General features: G+C 47.7%; 21 protein-coding genes and 1 pseudogene. 19 read left to right on the top strand and 3 right to left on the bottom strand.

Annotated features, from left to right (window positions below; translation table 11 throughout):
• The first annotated feature begins 79 nt into the window (after positions 1-79).
• From urtB to ureG, 12 genes are read left to right on the top strand one after another with little or no spacing between them, the layout of a single operon-like run.
• Positions 80-1,705 carry an urea ABC transporter permease subunit UrtB gene (gene urtB / locus ACVA58_RS12280; protein ID WP_446510728.1) on the top strand — a complete coding sequence of 542 codons (1,626 nt, stop codon included), beginning with the start codon at positions 80-82 and terminating at the stop codon, positions 1,703-1,705.
• A gap of 10 nt (positions 1,706-1,715) precedes the next feature.
• Positions 1,716-2,912: an urea ABC transporter permease subunit UrtC gene (gene urtC, locus ACVA58_RS12285; protein WP_446510729.1), complete on the top strand. Its 1,197-nt coding sequence runs from the start codon at positions 1,716-1,718 to the stop codon at positions 2,910-2,912.
• On the top strand, positions 2,909-3,760 hold the full coding sequence (gene urtD, locus ACVA58_RS12290) for an urea ABC transporter ATP-binding protein UrtD (RefSeq protein ID WP_446510730.1): 852 nt from the start codon (positions 2,909-2,911) through the stop codon (positions 3,758-3,760). The genes urtC and urtD overlap by 4 nt, the downstream gene beginning before the upstream one ends.
• Before the next feature lies 1 nt (position 3,761).
• A complete protein-coding gene (gene urtE, locus ACVA58_RS12295; protein ID WP_446510731.1) occupies positions 3,762-4,457 on the top strand; it encodes an urea ABC transporter ATP-binding subunit UrtE in 696 nt (231 codons plus the stop codon).
• Positions 4,454-5,383 carry an urease accessory protein UreD gene (locus tag ACVA58_RS12300; RefSeq protein WP_446510732.1) on the top strand — a complete coding sequence of 310 codons (930 nt, stop codon included), beginning with the start codon at positions 4,454-4,456 and terminating at the stop codon, positions 5,381-5,383. Before urtE ends, ACVA58_RS12300 begins: the two co-directional genes overlap by 4 nt.
• A gap of 34 nt (positions 5,384-5,417) precedes the next feature.
• Positions 5,418-5,720 (top strand): urease subunit gamma, encoded by a 303-nt coding sequence (gene ureA, locus ACVA58_RS12305; RefSeq protein ID WP_446510733.1) that lies wholly within the window; start codon positions 5,418-5,420, stop codon positions 5,718-5,720.
• Positions 5,721-5,755: 35 nt separating this feature from the next.
• Positions 5,756-6,094, top strand: coding sequence for an urease subunit beta (locus ACVA58_RS12310; protein WP_446510734.1), 339 nt, complete (start codon positions 5,756-5,758; stop codon positions 6,092-6,094).
• 41 nt (positions 6,095-6,135) lie between these two features.
• A complete protein-coding gene (gene ureC / locus ACVA58_RS12315; RefSeq protein ID WP_446510735.1) occupies positions 6,136-7,839 on the top strand; it encodes an urease subunit alpha in 1,704 nt (567 codons plus the stop codon).
• A gap of 31 nt (positions 7,840-7,870) precedes the next feature.
• A complete protein-coding gene (gene ureE / locus ACVA58_RS12320; protein ID WP_446510736.1) occupies positions 7,871-8,326 on the top strand; it encodes an urease accessory protein UreE in 456 nt (151 codons plus the stop codon).
• Between the two features lie 37 nt (positions 8,327-8,363).
• Positions 8,364-8,936 carry a HupE/UreJ family protein gene (locus ACVA58_RS12325; RefSeq protein WP_446510737.1) on the top strand — a complete coding sequence of 191 codons (573 nt, stop codon included), beginning with the start codon at positions 8,364-8,366 and terminating at the stop codon, positions 8,934-8,936.
• Position 8,937: 1 nt separating this feature from the next.
• Positions 8,938-9,651, top strand: coding sequence for an urease accessory protein UreF (locus tag ACVA58_RS12330; RefSeq protein ID WP_446510738.1), 714 nt, complete (start codon positions 8,938-8,940; stop codon positions 9,649-9,651).
• Between the two features lie 41 nt (positions 9,652-9,692).
• Positions 9,693-10,319, top strand: a complete 627-nt coding sequence (gene ureG / locus ACVA58_RS12335) for an urease accessory protein UreG (RefSeq protein ID WP_446510739.1) — start codon at positions 9,693-9,695, stop codon at positions 10,317-10,319.
• Between the two features lie 83 nt (positions 10,320-10,402).
• Here the strand turns inward: ureG and ACVA58_RS12340 are convergent, their stop codons facing one another.
• On the bottom strand, positions 10,403-10,846 hold the full coding sequence (locus ACVA58_RS12340; protein ID WP_446510740.1) for a hypothetical protein: 444 nt from the start codon (positions 10,844-10,846) through the stop codon (positions 10,403-10,405).
• Positions 10,847-10,961: 115 nt separating this feature from the next.
• On the opposite strand from ACVA58_RS12340, the gene ACVA58_RS12345 reads away from it, so the two are divergent.
• The 6 genes from ACVA58_RS12345 to ACVA58_RS12370 all read left to right on the top strand — a co-directional run bounded on the left by ACVA58_RS12345 (position 10,962) and on the right by ACVA58_RS12370 (position 16,138).
• A complete protein-coding gene (locus ACVA58_RS12345) occupies positions 10,962-11,285 on the top strand; it encodes a DUF134 domain-containing protein (RefSeq protein ID WP_446510741.1) in 324 nt (107 codons plus the stop codon).
• On the top strand, positions 11,260-11,820 hold the full coding sequence (locus ACVA58_RS12350; RefSeq protein ID WP_446510742.1) for a NifB/NifX family molybdenum-iron cluster-binding protein: 561 nt from the start codon (positions 11,260-11,262) through the stop codon (positions 11,818-11,820). Before ACVA58_RS12345 ends, ACVA58_RS12350 begins: the two co-directional genes overlap by 26 nt.
• Positions 11,821-12,066: 246 nt before the next feature.
• On the top strand, positions 12,067-12,540 hold the full coding sequence (locus ACVA58_RS12355) for a PaaI family thioesterase (RefSeq protein ID WP_446510743.1): 474 nt from the start codon (positions 12,067-12,069) through the stop codon (positions 12,538-12,540).
• Between the two features lie 161 nt (positions 12,541-12,701).
• A complete protein-coding gene (can, locus tag ACVA58_RS12360) occupies positions 12,702-13,367 on the top strand; it encodes a carbonate dehydratase (protein WP_446510744.1) in 666 nt (221 codons plus the stop codon).
• Positions 13,368-13,508: 141 nt separating this feature from the next.
• A complete protein-coding gene (locus ACVA58_RS12365) occupies positions 13,509-13,751 on the top strand; it encodes a hypothetical protein (RefSeq protein WP_446510745.1) in 243 nt (80 codons plus the stop codon).
• Between the two features lie 152 nt (positions 13,752-13,903).
• A complete protein-coding gene (locus tag ACVA58_RS12370; RefSeq protein WP_446510746.1) occupies positions 13,904-16,138 on the top strand; it encodes a TIM-barrel domain-containing protein in 2,235 nt (744 codons plus the stop codon).
• Here ACVA58_RS12370 and ACVA58_RS12375 read toward each other — a convergent pair.
• The gene (locus tag ACVA58_RS12375; protein WP_446510980.1) at positions 16,131-16,319 is read right to left on the bottom strand and encodes a zinc-binding dehydrogenase; all 189 of its coding nucleotides are present in this window, start codon (positions 16,317-16,319) and stop codon (positions 16,131-16,133) included. The genes ACVA58_RS12370 and ACVA58_RS12375 overlap by 8 nt on opposite strands.
• Positions 16,320-16,418: 99 nt before the next feature.
• On the opposite strand from ACVA58_RS12375, the pseudogene ACVA58_RS12380 reads away from it, so the two are divergent.
• Positions 16,419-16,610 (top strand): annotated as a pseudogene (locus tag ACVA58_RS12380) (DUF4172 domain-containing protein); the annotation flags it as partial.
• A gap of 269 nt (positions 16,611-16,879) precedes the next feature.
• Here ACVA58_RS12380 and ACVA58_RS12385 read toward each other — a convergent pair.
• On the bottom strand, positions 16,880-17,194 hold the full coding sequence (locus ACVA58_RS12385; RefSeq protein WP_446510747.1) for a hypothetical protein: 315 nt from the start codon (positions 17,192-17,194) through the stop codon (positions 16,880-16,882).
• Positions 17,195-17,207: the final 13 nt, after the last annotated feature.

Raw genomic sequence — 17,207 nt, forward strand, 5'->3', positions numbered from 1 at the left:
TTAGGCTGAAGCGCTATTTTCGGTGGGTATTTCATTTACCCGCGTTGGAAGTTGTTTATTGCCAGTAAGGACACAAGAAATGACACCTTTAATGAAGTTTGTTAAAGCGCTCATTGTTCTCTTGTTGTGTACTCCCATGGCGTTTGCTTCGGTCAGTTCGACAGATGAATTTGATCAGGTATTGATTGGGAAAAATAACAAAGATAAGGAAATCGCCATTGAGTGGCTAGTCGATAACCAGCCTGCTGAAACAGCAAAGCCTATTCTTCGGGCTTGGTTGGAAGGCAACCTATTCTATTTCAAGAACAAGAAGAGTGAAGATTATCAGCAGCTCTTTATCATCGCAGGAAAAAACGGAAAGCAAGCCGATAGCATTTGGGATTCAACGCAATTGGTTGTTTCGAGTTCGCGCGACTTTGCCAAGGTACGGGTGAATAATAAGTTGCGCAGCATTATTCGGATGCAACTGGCCTCTTTGGGGCTGACTTCGCCTGATGCGGCAATCCGTTTACAAGCAGTAGATGGGTTGCTTGGCCAAACTGATGATGAAATCATTAAAAGACTTGCTGCACAGTTGAACGTTGAGTCGGATACCAAGATACAGGAGAGGCTGCAATTAGCGCTGTCGGTCAGTACTGCGTTAGATGGCAGTGCGTCAACGGCAGTGCGAACTGGAGCTGTCAACACCTTGTCTGAATACAAACAAGCCATTGTGTTGCAAACCCTCAATAAATTGCAGCCACAATCATTGGCTCCTGAACTTTCGGCTGCTGTCGAAAGAGGCTTGGCAAAATACCACCAGAGCCAGCAGCTTTATTCCGGTGTCGAGACAGTCTTTTTCGGCCTTAGTTTAGGTTCTGTATTGGTGCTGGCCGGAATAGGTTTGGCCATTACATTTGGGGTGATGGGGGTCATTAATATGGCCCATGGTGAGCTAATCATGATTGGCGCATACACCACTTATGTGATGCAGCAGCTTTTCCCGCAACAAGTCGGCGTTGCATTGCTGCTGTCCATTCCAATGGCTTTCATCATTTCTGGGCTGGTAGGGATAGCGATTGAACGGAGTGTGATCAGGCATCTCTATGGTCGGCCACTTGAAACGTTATTGGCGACGTTCGGGATCAGTTTGATCCTCCAGCAAGCGGTACGATCGATTTTCTCTCCGCTTAACCGTTCTGTCAGTACGCCCGATTGGATGGCGGGGGCATGGGAGCTGAACCCAATGCTGTCACTGACCTATAACCGCTTATATATCATTTTATTTTGCGCCTTGGTGTTCATTTCGATGGTTATGATCTTGAAGCGCACGCCTTTGGGGCTGCAGGTGCGGGCGGTTTCCCAAAATAGGGCAATGGCTAGGGCGATGGGGATCCGCTCCGAGCGGGTTGATGCCCTGACGTTCGGGCTGGGCTCTGGTGTGGCGGGTGTCGCAGGCGTTGCGTTGTCACAGCTGACGAATGTTGGGCCAAATATGGGTCAAGCCTACATCATCGATTCATTTATGGTGGTGGTGTTTGGTGGGGTCGGAAACCTGTGGGGCACCTTGGTTGCTGGTTTAGGACTTGGGCTGTTCAACAAGTTACTGGAACCGTGGGCAGGTGCGGTATTGGCCAAGATCCTGATGCTGGTCTTTATCATCCTGTTTATCCAGAAACGTCCTCGTGGGTTATTCCCGCAACGTGGCCGTGCGGCTGAAAGCTAAGGAGCGCTTGATGCAGTCTAAATCAATTATTCTTTCGGCCTTGGGACAAGATCGGGGCGGCAAGATCATCCTCGCGTTACTGATCTCTGCCGTCATTTTAGTCCCGATGGCAAATCTGTTATTGCCAGTCGGTCACCCTCTACATATCGAAACCTTCACTATTTCTCTGATGGGGAAATACCTTAGTTACGCCATGCTTGCTCTTGCGGTCGATTTGGTGTGGGGCTATCTCGGGATCCTGAGTTTGGGCCATGGGGCGTTCTTTGCCCTAGGCGGATATGCCATGGGGATGTATTTGATGCGCCAAATTGGTGATCGGGGTGTATATGGCAATCCCGTGTTGCCTGATTTTATGGTGTTTTTGAACTGGCAGGAGTTGCCATGGTTCTGGCAGGGCTTTGATCAATTCTGGCTCGCTTGCCTGATGGTGGTGTTAGTTCCTGGTCTTCTCGCTTATGTTTTTGGTTATCTAGCTTTTCGTTCACGGGTGTCAGGAGTGTATCTGTCGATCATGACTCAGGCCCTGACTTATGCCCTGTTACTGGCGTTCTTCCGCAACGAAATGGGCTTTGGCGGGAACAACGGATTAACCGATTTTAAAGATATTCTAGGCTATAGCTTGCAACAAGATACAACCAAAGTGGCGTTGTTTGTCTGCACTGGATTGGCGCTGGCTTTGAGCTACGTGGTGTGCAGAACCATTGTCAGTAGCCGTTTGGGACGTGCCGCCTTGGCTATCCGTGATACCGAGTCGCGGACACGTTTCATGGGCTACGACGTCGATGGAATTAAACTGTGGATCTTTGTACTGTCTGCCGTTATTGCGGGGATTGCCGGTGCCTTGTATGTACCGCAAGTTGGCATTATCAATCCGGGTGAGTTTGCACCACTCAATTCGATTGAGGTTGTAGTGTGGGTCGCTCTTGGCGGTCGGGCAACGTTGTTCGGGGCCATCATCGGAGCCCTAATTATCAACTATGCCAAAAGCTGGTTTACGGTCGAATTCCCAGAAGTGTGGTTGTTTGCTCTGGGGGGCTTATTTGTGCTTTCCACCATGTATTTCCCAAAAGGGGTGATTGGATTTGTATCTGACATAACCGCTCGTGTGAGTCAGACAAGACATGGGAAGGTGTCTCAGCAGTCAGGGGGCTCCTCGCAATCAGGAAAACCCCAACAAGAGTGCGGCGTTAATGAGGTAGTGTCATGACAGTATTAGAGACGGCAAAGAAGCTCGGCACTTTTGCCCAAGAGATGACCAAACGAGATGAAACGTTTTCATTTCTTGTCCCTGATGAGCATCCCTTGATAGATACCAGGCATAACATTTTGCTCTATGTCGAGGGCGTCAATAAGAGCTTTGATGGTTTTAAAGCCATTAACGATCTCAACCTGTATATCCGCGAGGGCGAGCTGCGCTGCATTATCGGGCCGAATGGTGCCGGAAAGACCACCATGATGGACATTATCACCGGTAAGACGACACCGGATTCCGGTCAGGTGTGGCTCGGGTCAAATATCAATTTGTTGGCAATGAATGAATCGCAGATTGCCAATGCCGGCGTCGGCAGGAAGTTCCAAAAACCAACCGTGATTGAGTGCCTGACAGTTTGGCAGAACCTAGAGCTGGCGATGTCGGGAGTTCGGACGGTTTGGGCGACATTTAGAGCCAAGCTAACAGCAGAGCAGAAGGACAAGATCGAGTCTGTTTTAGTGTTAATTAACTTGGCAGATCACGCCGCCTTATTGGCCGGAAATTTGTCCCATGGCCAAAAGCAATGGTTGGAAATTGGCATGCTGCTAATGCAGAACCCCAAGCTGTTGCTGGTCGATGAGCCTGTAGCGGGGATGACCCACCAAGAGATGGATAAAACTTCGGAGTTATTGAATTCGTTGGCAGGTAAGCATTCCGTGGTTGTCGTTGAGCATGATATGGACTTTGTCCGTTCGATTGCCAGTGATGTGACAGTTCTTCACCAAGGCCATGTATTGGCAGAAGGCACGATGGACCAAGTACAAAACCATCCTGAAGTGAAACGGGTTTATCTAGGGGAATAGCATGTTAGAGATCAAGTCACTCAACCAATATTACGGTGAAAGCCACACATTGTGGGATTTGAATATGCAGATCCCCGAAGGTAAATGCACGGTGTTGATGGGCCGTAATGGTGTGGGTAAAACGACATTACTGCAGTGCATCATGGGATTGGTGGGGCCTAAGAGTGGTGATATCACATTTAATGGGCGTTCAATTCTTGCGGAGTCGGCAGAATCGCGGCCAAGGTGGGGGATCGGGTATGTGCCGCAAGGTCGCCAGATTTTTCCGATGCTGACGGTACAGGAGAACCTGGAGATTGGTTTGCCTATCCGTGCTCGTGGAGATCGTAAGGTTCCCGATTTCATTTTTGATTTGTTTCCGGTTCTAAAGGAAATGCGCCACCGCCGTGGTGGTGATTTATCGGGCGGTCAACAACAGCAGTTGGCGATAGGCCGGGCGCTGGTGGTCAATCCGAAACTATTGATTTTGGATGAGCCGACGGAAGGGATCCAACCCAATATCGTGCAAGAAATTGGCGATATCATCAGGATGCTTAACGAAAAAATGGGTCTTACCGTGTTGTTGGTTGAGCAGAAGTTGCCTTTTGCTCGCCGGGTGGGCGATCAATTTTGCATTCTCGATCGAGGACGCCATGTTGCCAGTGGGGAGATGGCTGAGCTTGATGAGGTCTTGGTTAAGGAGTACCTCACAGTATGACTGAGTATTTATCACCTGTTGCAAGCAACCCGACCGCATGTCAAATAGCTCAGCATACCCATCATGGCTGGCAGGCAGAATTGAGCCTGTCTTACCGAGATAGGGGCGACAAAACAGTACTTAAGCACCGAGAGCAAAAAGGCCCATTAACGGTACAGCAAGCGCTCTATCCCGAAGGGGAGGTTTGCCACAGTTACCTACTTCACCCGCCTGGCGGTGTCGCAGGTGGCGATACGCTTGATGTCCGTGTCGATGTTGGCGTGGGTGCCAAGGTGTTGGTGACAACTCCTGGAGCTACCAAGTTTTATCGCTCTGAGCGCCGTTTTGCCAAGCAAACCCAGCATTTGTCGGTCGCAGAAGGAGGCCGGTTAGAATGGCTTCCTCAGGAGAATATCTTTTTCCCTGATGCTCATGCCCAACTTAATACCACTATCCATCTCGAAAAGGGCGCACAGTTTGTGGGCTGGGAGCTGCACTGTTTTGGTCGTCCTGCACTAAAAGAGTGCTTTGATAGCGGTAAATTGATTGGGAAAACAGAGGTTTATGTCGAAGGACGCCGAGTGCTGACTGAAGGTTTGAACATGTCTGGTGGTGATAAGGTGCTGATTAATATGGGAATGCAGAGATTCCCCATGATGGGGACCCTGTACTTGTCCGAAATGGGGCAAGATTTCTATCAGTTGGTACAGGCCTTGCTACTAGATATTCAAAGTGAAATGGCTATACAGAGCAAGATGACGATACAGAACGAATTAGGTAGCAATAAGCTAATTGTGGCAGCAACTCGGGTCGAGGGACTCATTGTGGTCAGGGCGCTGGGGCATTGGAGTGAAGATATCCTGTATTGCTTTACTCAGATATGGCAGCAGGCACGAAGTCAGGTGACTGGCGTTCTCCCTCATCCCCCACGCATCTGGGCTACTTAGTTATCTGGTTATTTAGTGACATTGGGAGAGTGACATGGAATTGACACCAAGAGAGAAGGATAAGCTGCTCATTTTTTGTGCGGGTATGCTCGCCCAGCAACGCAAAGAAAGGGGTATTAAGCTCAATTACCCCGAGTCCATTGCCTTTATCAGCAGTGCCATTCTTGAAGGGGCGAGAGAAGGAAAGAGTGTCGCAGAGCTCATGGACTATGGCCGTACGCTGCTCTCTGTGACGGATGTGATGGAAGGGATTGCGTCGATGATCCCGGATGTTCAGGTAGAAGCTACCTTCCCGGATGGTACCAAATTGGTGACAGTGCACGAGCCAATTGTCTAGTTGCCCCGTATCTCTCAGATAAATAAGGAGAAAAAATGGCAGGGAGCAGTGCGTTTAACACCTCCGCTTTTGTCCCCGGGCAAATCGAGACCGCAAGTGGGGAAATCCAGCTCAATGCAGGAAGGACAACCCTTACCGTTGTGGTTGAAAACTTGGGTGATAGGCCGATTCAGATTGGCTCGCATTATCACTTTTTTGAAGTCAACGATGCCCTCAAATTTGACCGGCAAGCCTGCAAGGGGTTTCGCCTCAATATACCGGCAGGAACTGCCACCCGTTTCGAACCGGGCCAATCCCGGACGGTAGAGCTGGTTGATTTTTCCGGTAAGCGTGAAGTTTACGGATTCCAAGGCAAAGTGATGGGCAAGATCTAGCGCGCTCATCGCCTTCTCTAATAAATAAACAAGGAATAGTTATGGCAAACATTTCACGTCAGGCTTATGCCGAAATGTTTGGCCCAACAGTGGGTGATCGTGTGCGTCTTGCCGATACCGAGTTGTGGCTTGAAGTTGAAAAAGATTTCACTGTCTATGGGGATGAAGTGAAATTTGGCGGTGGCAAGGTGATCCGCGACGGTATGGGTCAGAGTCAGCGACCAAGTGCAGAAACACCTGATCTGGTGATCACTAATGCCATCGTGCTTGATTATTGGGGTATCGTTAAGGCTGATGTGGCGGTAAAAAATGGGCGGATTAGCGGCATCGGGAAAGCCGGGAATCCCGATATTCAACCGGGTGTTGATATCATTATTGGCCCGGGGACTGAAATCTTGGCGGGCGAAGGCGCGATTTTAACCGCAGGTGGTATCGACTCTCATATTCATTTTATTTGTCCGCAGCAAATTGAAGAAGCGTTGGCGTCTGGGGTGACCACGATGATTGGCGGTGGTACGGGCCCTGCGACGGGCACTAATGCCACCACCTGTACACCTGGGCCATGGAACATGGCACAAATGCTTCAAGCGCTTGATGGCTTTCCGATGAACTTCGGCTTGCTGGGTAAAGGCAATGCCAGTCAGCCTGAAGCGCTTCGCGAGCAGGTAGTGGCTGGGGCCGTGGGACTGAAGCTCCACGAAGACTGGGGGACTACGCCTGCATCTATTGATACGTGCTTGTCAGTTGCCGATGAGATGGATGTTCAGGTTGCCATCCATACCGACACCCTGAATGAGTCTGGCTTTGTTGAATCGACCTTGGCGGCTATTGGTGATCGGGTGATTCATACCTATCACACCGAGGGTGCTGGTGGCGGGCATGCCCCAGACATTATCCGTGCTGCTGGTGAATCGAATGTCTTGCCGTCGTCAACCAATCCTACCCGACCTTATACAGTGAACACGGTTGATGAGCATTTGGATATGTTGATGGTGTGCCATCACCTGTCTCCTGCAATTGCAGAAGATGTGGCTTTTGCCGAATCCCGTATTCGAAGGGAAACCATTGCTGCCGAAGATATCCTGCATGACCTTGGGGCCTTTTCGATGATTGCTTCGGATTCTCAGGCAATGGGACGGGTGGGTGAGGTGATCACCCGAACCTGGCAGACGGCCCATAAAATGAAAGTTCAGCGTGGTAGTTTGGCGCAAGATTCCAGCTACAGCGATAACTTTCGCCTCAAGCGCTATATTGCCAAATACACCATCAATCCAGCTATTACCCATGGCATGGCGCATGAAATTGGCTCGATTGAAGTAGGAAAGTTAGCGGATTTGGTGTTGTGGAAGCCAGCCTTCTTTGGGGTAAAGCCAAGTACTGTCGTCAAAGGCGGCATGATAGCCATGGCCCCGATGGGGGATCCTAACGCTTCTATTCCGACCCCGCAGCCGGTCCATTATCGCGCGATGTTTGGCAGTTATGGCAAAGCGGCGATGAATACTTCCATGCTGTTTATCTCTTCGGCAGCCAGTGAAGCTGGCGTTGCCGAGCAACTCCAGCTTGGCAGCCAGATTGGCATCGTCAAAAACTGCCGGACTATTAGCAAGTCAGATATGAAACTCAATGATTGGCAGCCTCATATTGAGGTGGACTCTCAAACCTATCAGGTGCGTGCCGATGGTGAGCTTTTAGTGTGTGAACCAGCAGAAGTACTTCCGATGGCTCAGCGCTACTTTTTATTTTAATTCGGTTCAAATAATAAAAAAGGAATTGTAAATGATTGAGTTGGTTGAAGTGAGTGCAGAGGCGACATCACAGCCCGATGCGTATTTAAGCCTGCCGATTGATAGCCGGATTAAAAGCCGGTTGAAGGTGGTGCTGGATGACGGCCGCGATGCGGGCCTATTTCTACCAAGGGGCCACATTCTTCGCGGTGGCGAGCAGTTGAAGAGCCGCTGCGGTCATGTTTTGGTTGAGATTAAAGCAGCCACTGAGCAAGTGTCGACAATATATTGCGACGATCGCCATTTGCTTATGCGTGTTGCCTACCATTTGGGAAACCGCCATGTCCCCCTTCAGGTTGAAGCCGGCTGGGTGCGTTACCAACATGATCATGTATTGGATGACATGGTCGTAGGGCTGGGTGCGCAAGTCACGGTTGAAAAAGCACCTATTGAGCCGGAAGGCGGTGCTTATGGTGGCCGCTCTGGCGGTCATCATCATCACCACTGAGAGAAGATTTAACGTTTTTTTGCAAAAGGATATGACAATGAAAACAACCCGTATTATCTCAACGTTGGCAACGCTTAGCCTGGTTTTGCCTGTTTCTGTACAGGCGCACCCCGGGCATGAACACTCCTCTTTTTTTAGCGGGTTGGTACATCCAATTACCGGTGTCGATCACCTTATTATGTTGCTCGCTTTTGGCGCACTTGCTTTCTTCGCGGTCAAGAAAACCGCGACACAATTGAGCTTATTGGCCGCTGCGCTAGTCGCCATGGTGGCCGGAGTGGTTGCTGGGCTTAATTTGGGGGCTGTAAGTGGTATTGAGGGAGCCATTGCCGCCTCACTATTGGTTGTCAGTGCTGCACTTTGGCAAGTGTTTTCTGGTAGCCAAACAGTAACTCGAATAGCGGTAGCACTGTGTGTGGCCCTTATCTTCTGTCATGGCTATGCACATGGTGTCGAGGCCACAGGTAATGTATCGATGTTTGCTGTTGCGATGGCCATATCGGCATCGGCATTGATGTTGTTGGGTCATCGGTTAGCGGCATGTGCGTCAAGCCGTTGGGTTTCTGCTGGGGTTGCTTCTGCCAGCCTTGTTTATTGGATGGTGGCTTAATATGGCGGCCGAGGAGCTGAGAATAAAGGAAGTCGAACGAGGTGATGGCTCCATTGCTACCTACCGTTTGTTTCAGTTAATAAGCCCCTCGCTGCCAATTGGTGGGTTTACCTATTCGCAAGGGTTGGAGTGGGCTGTCGAGGTGGGGTGGGTAAAAAATAGGGTATCCATGGTCCTATGGTTGGAAAACATATTGCGCTATAGCGTGGCAACTCTTGAGCTTCCCCTTATTGATAGGTTCTACCACGCGATTGAAGCTCGGGATATACCGAGCATCGAAGCATTGAGTAACCTACTTTGTTCAAGCAGGGAAACCAAGGAACTGCGAGCCGAGGAAATCCAACGAGGGAAAGCACTGAATGTGTTGCTGAAGCAGTTGGATATTCCTGTGGATGATTACCTTGGCTGCAATGCAGATCCTAATCAGTTAGTAGGGCTTTGTGTTGCGGGCTACTTGTGGGGGATCAGCCCTGAAGCCATGAAGCAGGGGTACCTCTGGAGCTGGGCTGAAAACTTGGTGATGGCGGGGGTGAAATTGGTACCGCTGGGACAAACCGATGGACAGCGGGCCTTGATGGCATTGACCCAGCAGTTTCCTGAGATGGTTTCTATCTCGACACAGATCGATGAGGTGATGATCGGCAGTTTTACACCGATTGTGTCGCTAGCCAGCAGTCTACATGAAACACAATATACCCGTTTGTTCCGTTCATAAGCCTGATGTGCTTTGTGGGCAATAAGATAATAAGGAATGTTATGGAAACATATAAGCAGCCACTTCGTATTGGGATTGGTGGTCCGGTTGGTTCCGGTAAAACCGCATTACTTGAGGTTTTGTGTAAAGCGATACGCGATAAGCTGAATATCGCGGTGGTTACGAATGATATATATACCCAGGAAGATGCCAAGATCCTGACAAGGGCCGAGGCCCTTGATCCTGATCGAATCATTGGCGTAGAAACCGGTGGGTGCCCCCATACCGCAATTCGTGAAGATGCCTCGATGAATTTGGCCGCCGTCGAAGAGTTGGCAAAGCTTCACCGTAATCTTGATGTGGTGTTTGTTGAAAGCGGTGGTGATAACCTCAGTGCAACCTTCAGCCCTGAGCTTGCCGATCTTACCATTTATGTGATTGATGTCGCCGAAGGTGAAAAGATCCCCCGTAAAGGTGGGCCGGGTATCACCCGATCAGATCTGCTGGTGATCAACAAGATTGACCTTGCGCCTTATGTCGGAGCATCACTTGAGGTGATGGAGCAAGACACCAAGCGAATGCGTCCTAATCGCCCTTATGTCTTTACCAACCTTAAAGAGTCCCAAGGGCTTGAAACAATCATCGACTTTATTATTACCGAAGGGATGCTAACGCTAAAAGGTGAGTAAGCAGAAACTTACAGGTAACTGTTGCCAAAGTATCACTAAAAGCGCCCAAGCTGGGCGCTTTTAGTGATTATTCAATATTGGGTTTAAGGGTTTTCGTTGCGGAAAATACGGCCTGAATTGTCATCTTCGATGATTGAATCCAGTCCAAAGTTATCACTTACCTTAACCACTGGTGCGAATCCTTCGCCCCAAAGCTGCATTTCTTCGAAATACTTGCCGTTAGATTTGGATACATACACGCCATCAGTGGTTACGGCGATCAGGTCAGCCGTGCCGCTGCCGTTTATGTCAGCGAGGTACACTTGGCTATTGGCTGGCGTCCACTCGCCAGCTCGGAACGAGTTGCCCCACATTTCATCAGGGGAGAAAGCACTTGAGGTGTAGCTGTTGTCATGGTCAAAGGTGTCATCGCCAAAGAAGGTGTTAAAGTCACGGATTGCCGAGCCGTCACTACCGTCAATATTGCCACGGTAAATGTGGTAGTGGCTGGAAACGAGGTGCATCGTGCGTATATTCACAACAAGCATGCAGTATGTCCAACAGTCTCTCAAAGTATGATTGACTGCACTTGTCGTACAAAAGTTTCTGGCATATGCCAGAAATCGGGTGTATAAATAGCATATGCCAATTACAGGAGACCTCATGCCAAGACCAAAAAAACCAAGAAACGTTTGTGGTCGTCCCGCTAATAGTTGCTTTAAACCCAACCGGATACCAATGAGTCAGCTTGAGCAAGTTCAACTTGCCAATGATGAGTTTGAAGCGTTACGACTTGTTGACCTATTGAAAATGCAACAACAAGAAGCGGCTATCAAGATGGGCGTCTCCCGGCAGACCCTAGGCAATGTTCTGAAATCAGCCCGTTTTAAAGTGATGGACTGTCTTACTCAGGGCAAGGCTCTCATCATGCACACTGAGGAAGAAAAAGGAGTAACAAATCATGATCACTGCAATTCCGATGAATGAAGATCGTATCGCTAATCATTTTTCCAAGGCTGTTAATTTTCTATTCATCAATGAACAAGGAGAGGAAGTCAGCCGCCATGCCAACCCATTACACAGTACCCATTGTACTGGTAAAAAGGATTTGCTGGATTTGTTGATTCAGCAACGTGCTGAACGCATTGTAGTACGTAATATAGGTAAACAGATGCTGGGCAAACTCCTTGCGCATAGGCTTGCTGTTTTTCAAACCGACTCAGGTCGTCGAAACACAATAGAGCTTGCCAATCCAGAGGCTACAGGGCTGATTATTCTAACTGAATCCGGACAGGGGCGTTCTTCTCTCAATTATGAGGCAAAGCAAAAAGAGGACGGTTGCCGACACCATAAAAAAGCCATTTCGAAGCAGGGCCATTGTTGTCAGCAGCGGACTAATGATCAGGGGACGCAGGAAAGGCATCACCATAAAGGCTGTCACAATACCCATAACCGGGAGCATGACCGATGTGGACATGGTAAGTCGAGGGGGCGCCATTGTTGCCGCAACACTTCTGTTTAGTCTATTGCAGCTTTAGCTCAGGTAGCTGACCAAGACGCATAAGGTAAAAGGTGGTTGCCATACCATTCGTATCAGATAGCTGAGTTTCAACAGCACAAATAATAATTTGGATCCAGAGAAAATCCGGGAGCCTAATTAACATCAGTCCTATTTTAAAATGGATCCATCATGTTTTCATTTGTAATGACAGATCCCTCAGAGACGATATCCCATGAAGGTATCTCTCCAATTAAAAAAGAGTGAAACATGAATAGTTCAGAAAAAAAATTTTTACAAAATGAGATTAAGAAATGCGACTTATTCAAGTCAACGATTCTCTTGGGGCAAGTGAATAAACCCAAAAGCCATCAACACTGTATGTTATGTGGCACACAATCAATTTTTGGTTTAGAAATTAATTTTTATAATGATCAAGAGGGTATCGTTTGGGCAAAGGCTAAAGGAAGTATTCATCAGCAAGGTTATCAAGGCATTTTACATGGAGGTTTTATTGCGGCGTTACTTGATGCAGGTATGTGCAATGCGATTTTTAATCAAGGTGTTGAAGCTGTAACAGGTGATATAAATATCCGCTACCTTGCAGAGATCCCACTTACTTCGAATATTATTATTCGAGGTAAAATAAACTCTTCCTGCTTAACTCTCTATAAAGTTGAAGCAGATATTTATGTTGAACAACAACTCATGGCAAAAAGCACTGCGCGTTTTATGAAACGCTAAGAGGGAGTTTATTGAATCACTAAAATAACCCTCAATTATTATATTTACAGTGAAGTCAGTTATTATGGATAACCATATATATTATAAATTTGGCAACTAATTAAAGTTCTTATCAATCCAGTTTGTGTATATTAAAGAAATTACTAGATTAAGGCATCATTATGGCAGATATAAAGCAGTTATTCACCAATAATCTCTCTTGGTCGCAGAGCATTAAGGAAGAAACGCCAGAATTCTTTTCTCATCTGACAGAAACACAATACCCGGAATATCTTTGGATTGGCTGTTCTGATAGCCGAGTTCCGGCAGAGCGCCTAACAGGGTTGGATTCAGGAGAACTGTTTGTTCACCGCAATGTTGCCAACCAGGTCGTCCACACCGACTTAAACTGTCTCTCTGTGGTTCAATATGCCGTTGATGTTCTGAAGGTCAAACATATTATTATATGTGGTCATTACGGCTGCGGAGGGATATCAGCAACCATTGATAATCCGCCATTGGGGCTGATTAATAATTGGCTATTGCATATCCGTGACTTGTATTTAAAACATCATAGTGACCTAGGCACATTATCCCGAGAAGAACTGGATAATAAAATGTGTGAAATCAATGTTGCCACGCAAGTCTATAACCTTGGCAATACCACCATCATGCAGCAGGCCTGGGAGCGCGGTCAGGATATCACCATTCATGGCTGGATCTACGGGGTCGACAATGGCGTTTTGCGGGATCTCTGTGTCACCGCAACCAGTCGGGACTCTCTTGAAGCCAACTACCAAGCCGCCATGTCAGCACTGCTATCACCGACAGAACCCACCCTTCGGTGACTTTGCGCGACGATATTGTTCAGATATTCAATTTGAAGGGCTTTGATGAGATTAAAGATTAGACCATTTTGCCATAGCTCTATATTGATACTAAGCACTAGCGCGTTGAAATGATCGGCTTATCCACTAACAGGAGATCATATGCTGTACTTTTCCGATCAAGAACTCGATGCCCTATTACTTGAGGACGCCTACCGGGGCGATCTCACAACCCGTACTCTCGGTATTGGAAAACACAAAGGTAAAATGGTGTTTAAGAGAAAACAGGCCGGGCGGGTTGCCGGAGTTGAGATCGCCAAGGCCCTGCTAACCAAACTTGGACTACAGACCGTTGTCCATGCTGAAGATGGAACAGATGTAACAGGCCATTTTAAACCAGATTAATTATCACACTCTGTGATCTGAATACGATTCAAACTGTACATAAAGTGATGTTGCCTACATAAATAATCTATTGAAATTACATGCTTTTAAGCGATTTTCCCTTGCAGTATATTGGCTGCCTTCTGTTATATGAATAGTGCAGTGAGGTTCAAATGACATTCTCAATTCAACGTTTTAGTGCATCGGTTACAGCCTGTGTGTTTGGACAGCCTTTTTCTACTGGAGCGGTGATTGCTGAGCCTCAGGTTGTGCAAGAGAAAGGATCCGGTTCTGGCATTCAACCAGAGGCAGGCTCACTGGCCCCCTGTCAGTATGTTTCCATTACCGAAACTGATGATGGTATCCATATTCGCTATGCACTGGCAGAAGGTGATGCGATTTATGGGCTGGGCCAAAATATGGGCAAACTAAATAAACGTGGCCAGCTGTTTAAAACCTGGTGCAGCGATGAATTTCGCCATTTGCCGGATAAAGCATCTCTATATGGAGCCCATCCTTTTTTGATGATAAAAGGTAAAAACAATTTTGCCCTGTTTATTGATTATCCCGGCGAAATGACACTTGATCTCGGCTTTTTCGATGCTCATCAGCTCTCTGTTCATATACCAACGAATAATGTGCGGATCTTTGAATTTACTGCAGCGAGTGCTAGGCAGCAGGTACGTGATTTTCGCAGTTTAATCGGTCAGCCTTATATTCCTCCGCGCTGGGCGTTTGGTTACCAGCAGTGTCGCTGGTCATACTATGACAAATATGACGTTGATGAGGTGGTGGAGAAATTTCGTCATCTTGATATTCCCTGTGACTCGGTTTATCTCGATATTGATTATATGGAAGAGTTTAAAGACTTCACTCTGGATCAGCATCGCTTTCCGGATTTTTCCAACTGGGTGGCAGAACTTAGGCTGCAAGGTATTCGGTTGATCCCGATCATCGATGCTGGGGTAAAGGTGGCAGAGAACTACAGTGTTTACCTGGAAGGACGTGAGAAGGATTATTTCTGCAAAACAGAAACCGGCGAAGAGTTTCAGGCGGCAGTATGGCCTGGCTTATGCGCTTTTCCTGATTTTTTCCAGCCGGAAGTACGCCAGTGGTGGGGAAAGCAATATCAGTTTCTTACCGAACAGGGTATTGACGGTTTCTGGAATGATATGAATGAGCCGGCGCTGTTTTATTCCCCGCAAGGGCTGGAACAGGCCATTGCACATGCCGAACAATGCAAAGGCAAAAACATCGGTGTGCATGAATTTTTTGCACTCAAAGGGGCGTTTGATAATCTTTCGAATCGTCGTGAAGATTATCAGGCTATCTGGCACCAATTGGAAGATGGCAGCCGTGTCAATCATGAGCAGGTTCATAACCTGTATGGTCAGAAAATGACCCAGGCCGCCGCCGAAGGCTTTAAGCAGCTTGACCGGGATAAGCGCTTTTTAATGTTTTCTCGTGCTTCTGCCGTTGGTGGGCATCGCTATGGAGGGATCTGGCTGGGGGACAACCATAGCTGGTGGGAACACTTAAAGCTCAATGTCACCATGATGCCGGGGGTAAATATGTGCGGCTATCTCTATTCTGGGGCTGACGTTGGCGGGTTTGCCGGTAATGCAACGGGTGAACTTCTGTGTCGATGGATACAATTTGCGGTTTTCACCCCCTTATTGCGTAACCATGCTTGTATGGGGTCACGTAACCAGGAGCCTTATGCCTTTGATGAGCGTGCGCTGAATATCATGCGGCAGCATATTAAGCTGCGATACCGATTGATCCCTTACCTCTACTCGGAGTTTATGCAGGCAGTTCAAAATAACGAGAATCTGTTTTGGCCGTTGCCACTGGAATACGTTGATCCGGCTGCGCAAAATGTCGAAGATCAGCTGCTGGTCGGACGTTCTTTAATGTGCGCACCGGTGCTCGAATCAAATGCCTCCGGCCGCTATGTTTATCTGCCGGAAAACATGTTGCTGTGGAAGGTTAGGCTGCATGACGAATTTGACCTAAAGATCATGCCGCAAGGCCATCATTATCTGCCTCTGGAACTGGCCGAAATGGCAGTCTTTCTTCGTCCGGACTCAGTCTTGCCTTTGGTAGATTCTGCCCACCATGTTGAAGCGCAAGATCTCAGTTCATTGGAGTGTCTTGTCTATTTGCACAGCAGTGCTGAATATCTTTTATACCATGATGATGGTGTTACTCATAACTGGCAGCAAGGTAAGCAGGCAAGCCTGAAAATTAAGGTCTTTTATGATGCGGAGAAAGAGATCCAACTAGACGTCAAAGCAGAGGGAGATCTACCGTACCAACAGCTCAAATTGACTATTGTTGATCAGTCTGAGCTATCGGTTGTACACCATATATCAATATACGGAGGTTATCGAAGCCGTATTAGCTGACGTCGATAGCAATCTTACCGCGTGTACGGTCTGATTGGCTTTGCTGGTGTATTTCAGCAATCTTTTCTAATGGGAAGCGGTGCTCGATAAATGGACGAAGTTGCTCAGATTCGACGACTGAAACCATTATGCCTTCTGGCTTAAGCAGAGACCAAGACGATTGCTGTATATCTTCACCCATAGTATCAAGTACTACGTCTACTGGTGCGATTTGTTCGCCTAATGGTACTTTTGCGTAGTCAATTGCTTCATCTGCTTTTATGGCGATGAAATCAGCATAACTGCCATCACGCGCAATGTTGATCAAACCAAACTCAATGAAGAGCAAGTTAAAGTGTTAAACCGTATGCTTGATGGCGACTTTGAACAGGGGATCAATACGACCCAGTACCATAAAGTCGCGAAGGTGAGTAAACCAACAGCCACCCGTCATTTAGCGGCCTTAGTTGAACTGGGCTGCTTGGTTAAGTAAGCACTTTGGAAGCGCTGTTATGCTTATTTTTGTGATATCCCTCCCAGAAAGTGATGGTGATATATGAGCTTAATGTAGTATCGGTTTGTATGCTAAAAAGGAATTTACATGCACACGGTTTGCCCTTCTTGTCACCATCATGTGTATTTGAACCAGATCCATCGGACATGGCTGGAAAAAATCACAAATAGACATGCTTTCAAATACTTATGTCCCAACTGTTCGGCGACGGTATTTTCCAGCCGATTAAGGCATGAGTTATGGATTCATCAAAAAGGTAGAAAAGAGCACGACTTGACTTGAGGGTTAACAAACATCGTTAACTTGCCAACAGGGATCAGCTTGTTATCAATCGGCAAGACGGCATCGGAATCAATCCACATCTCATGCTGCAGAATATCGTCAGAGCCGTCCAAGTTGAAGTAGGCTGGCTGGGTGATTTTCAATGGGCTACGTGTAGCTGGCACGTCATAGTCGGTAGGAAATCTCCAGGCGGCGAGTGATTTCCAGCATGTAAGCGACAGAAATGACAATGTCACATGGATAGCCACCTTCTTGTCGTCCGATTCTGAAGGACGTAACACGCTTCTGCCCCAT

This window comes from Photobacterium sp. DNB22_13_2 (genome assembly GCF_052873915.1).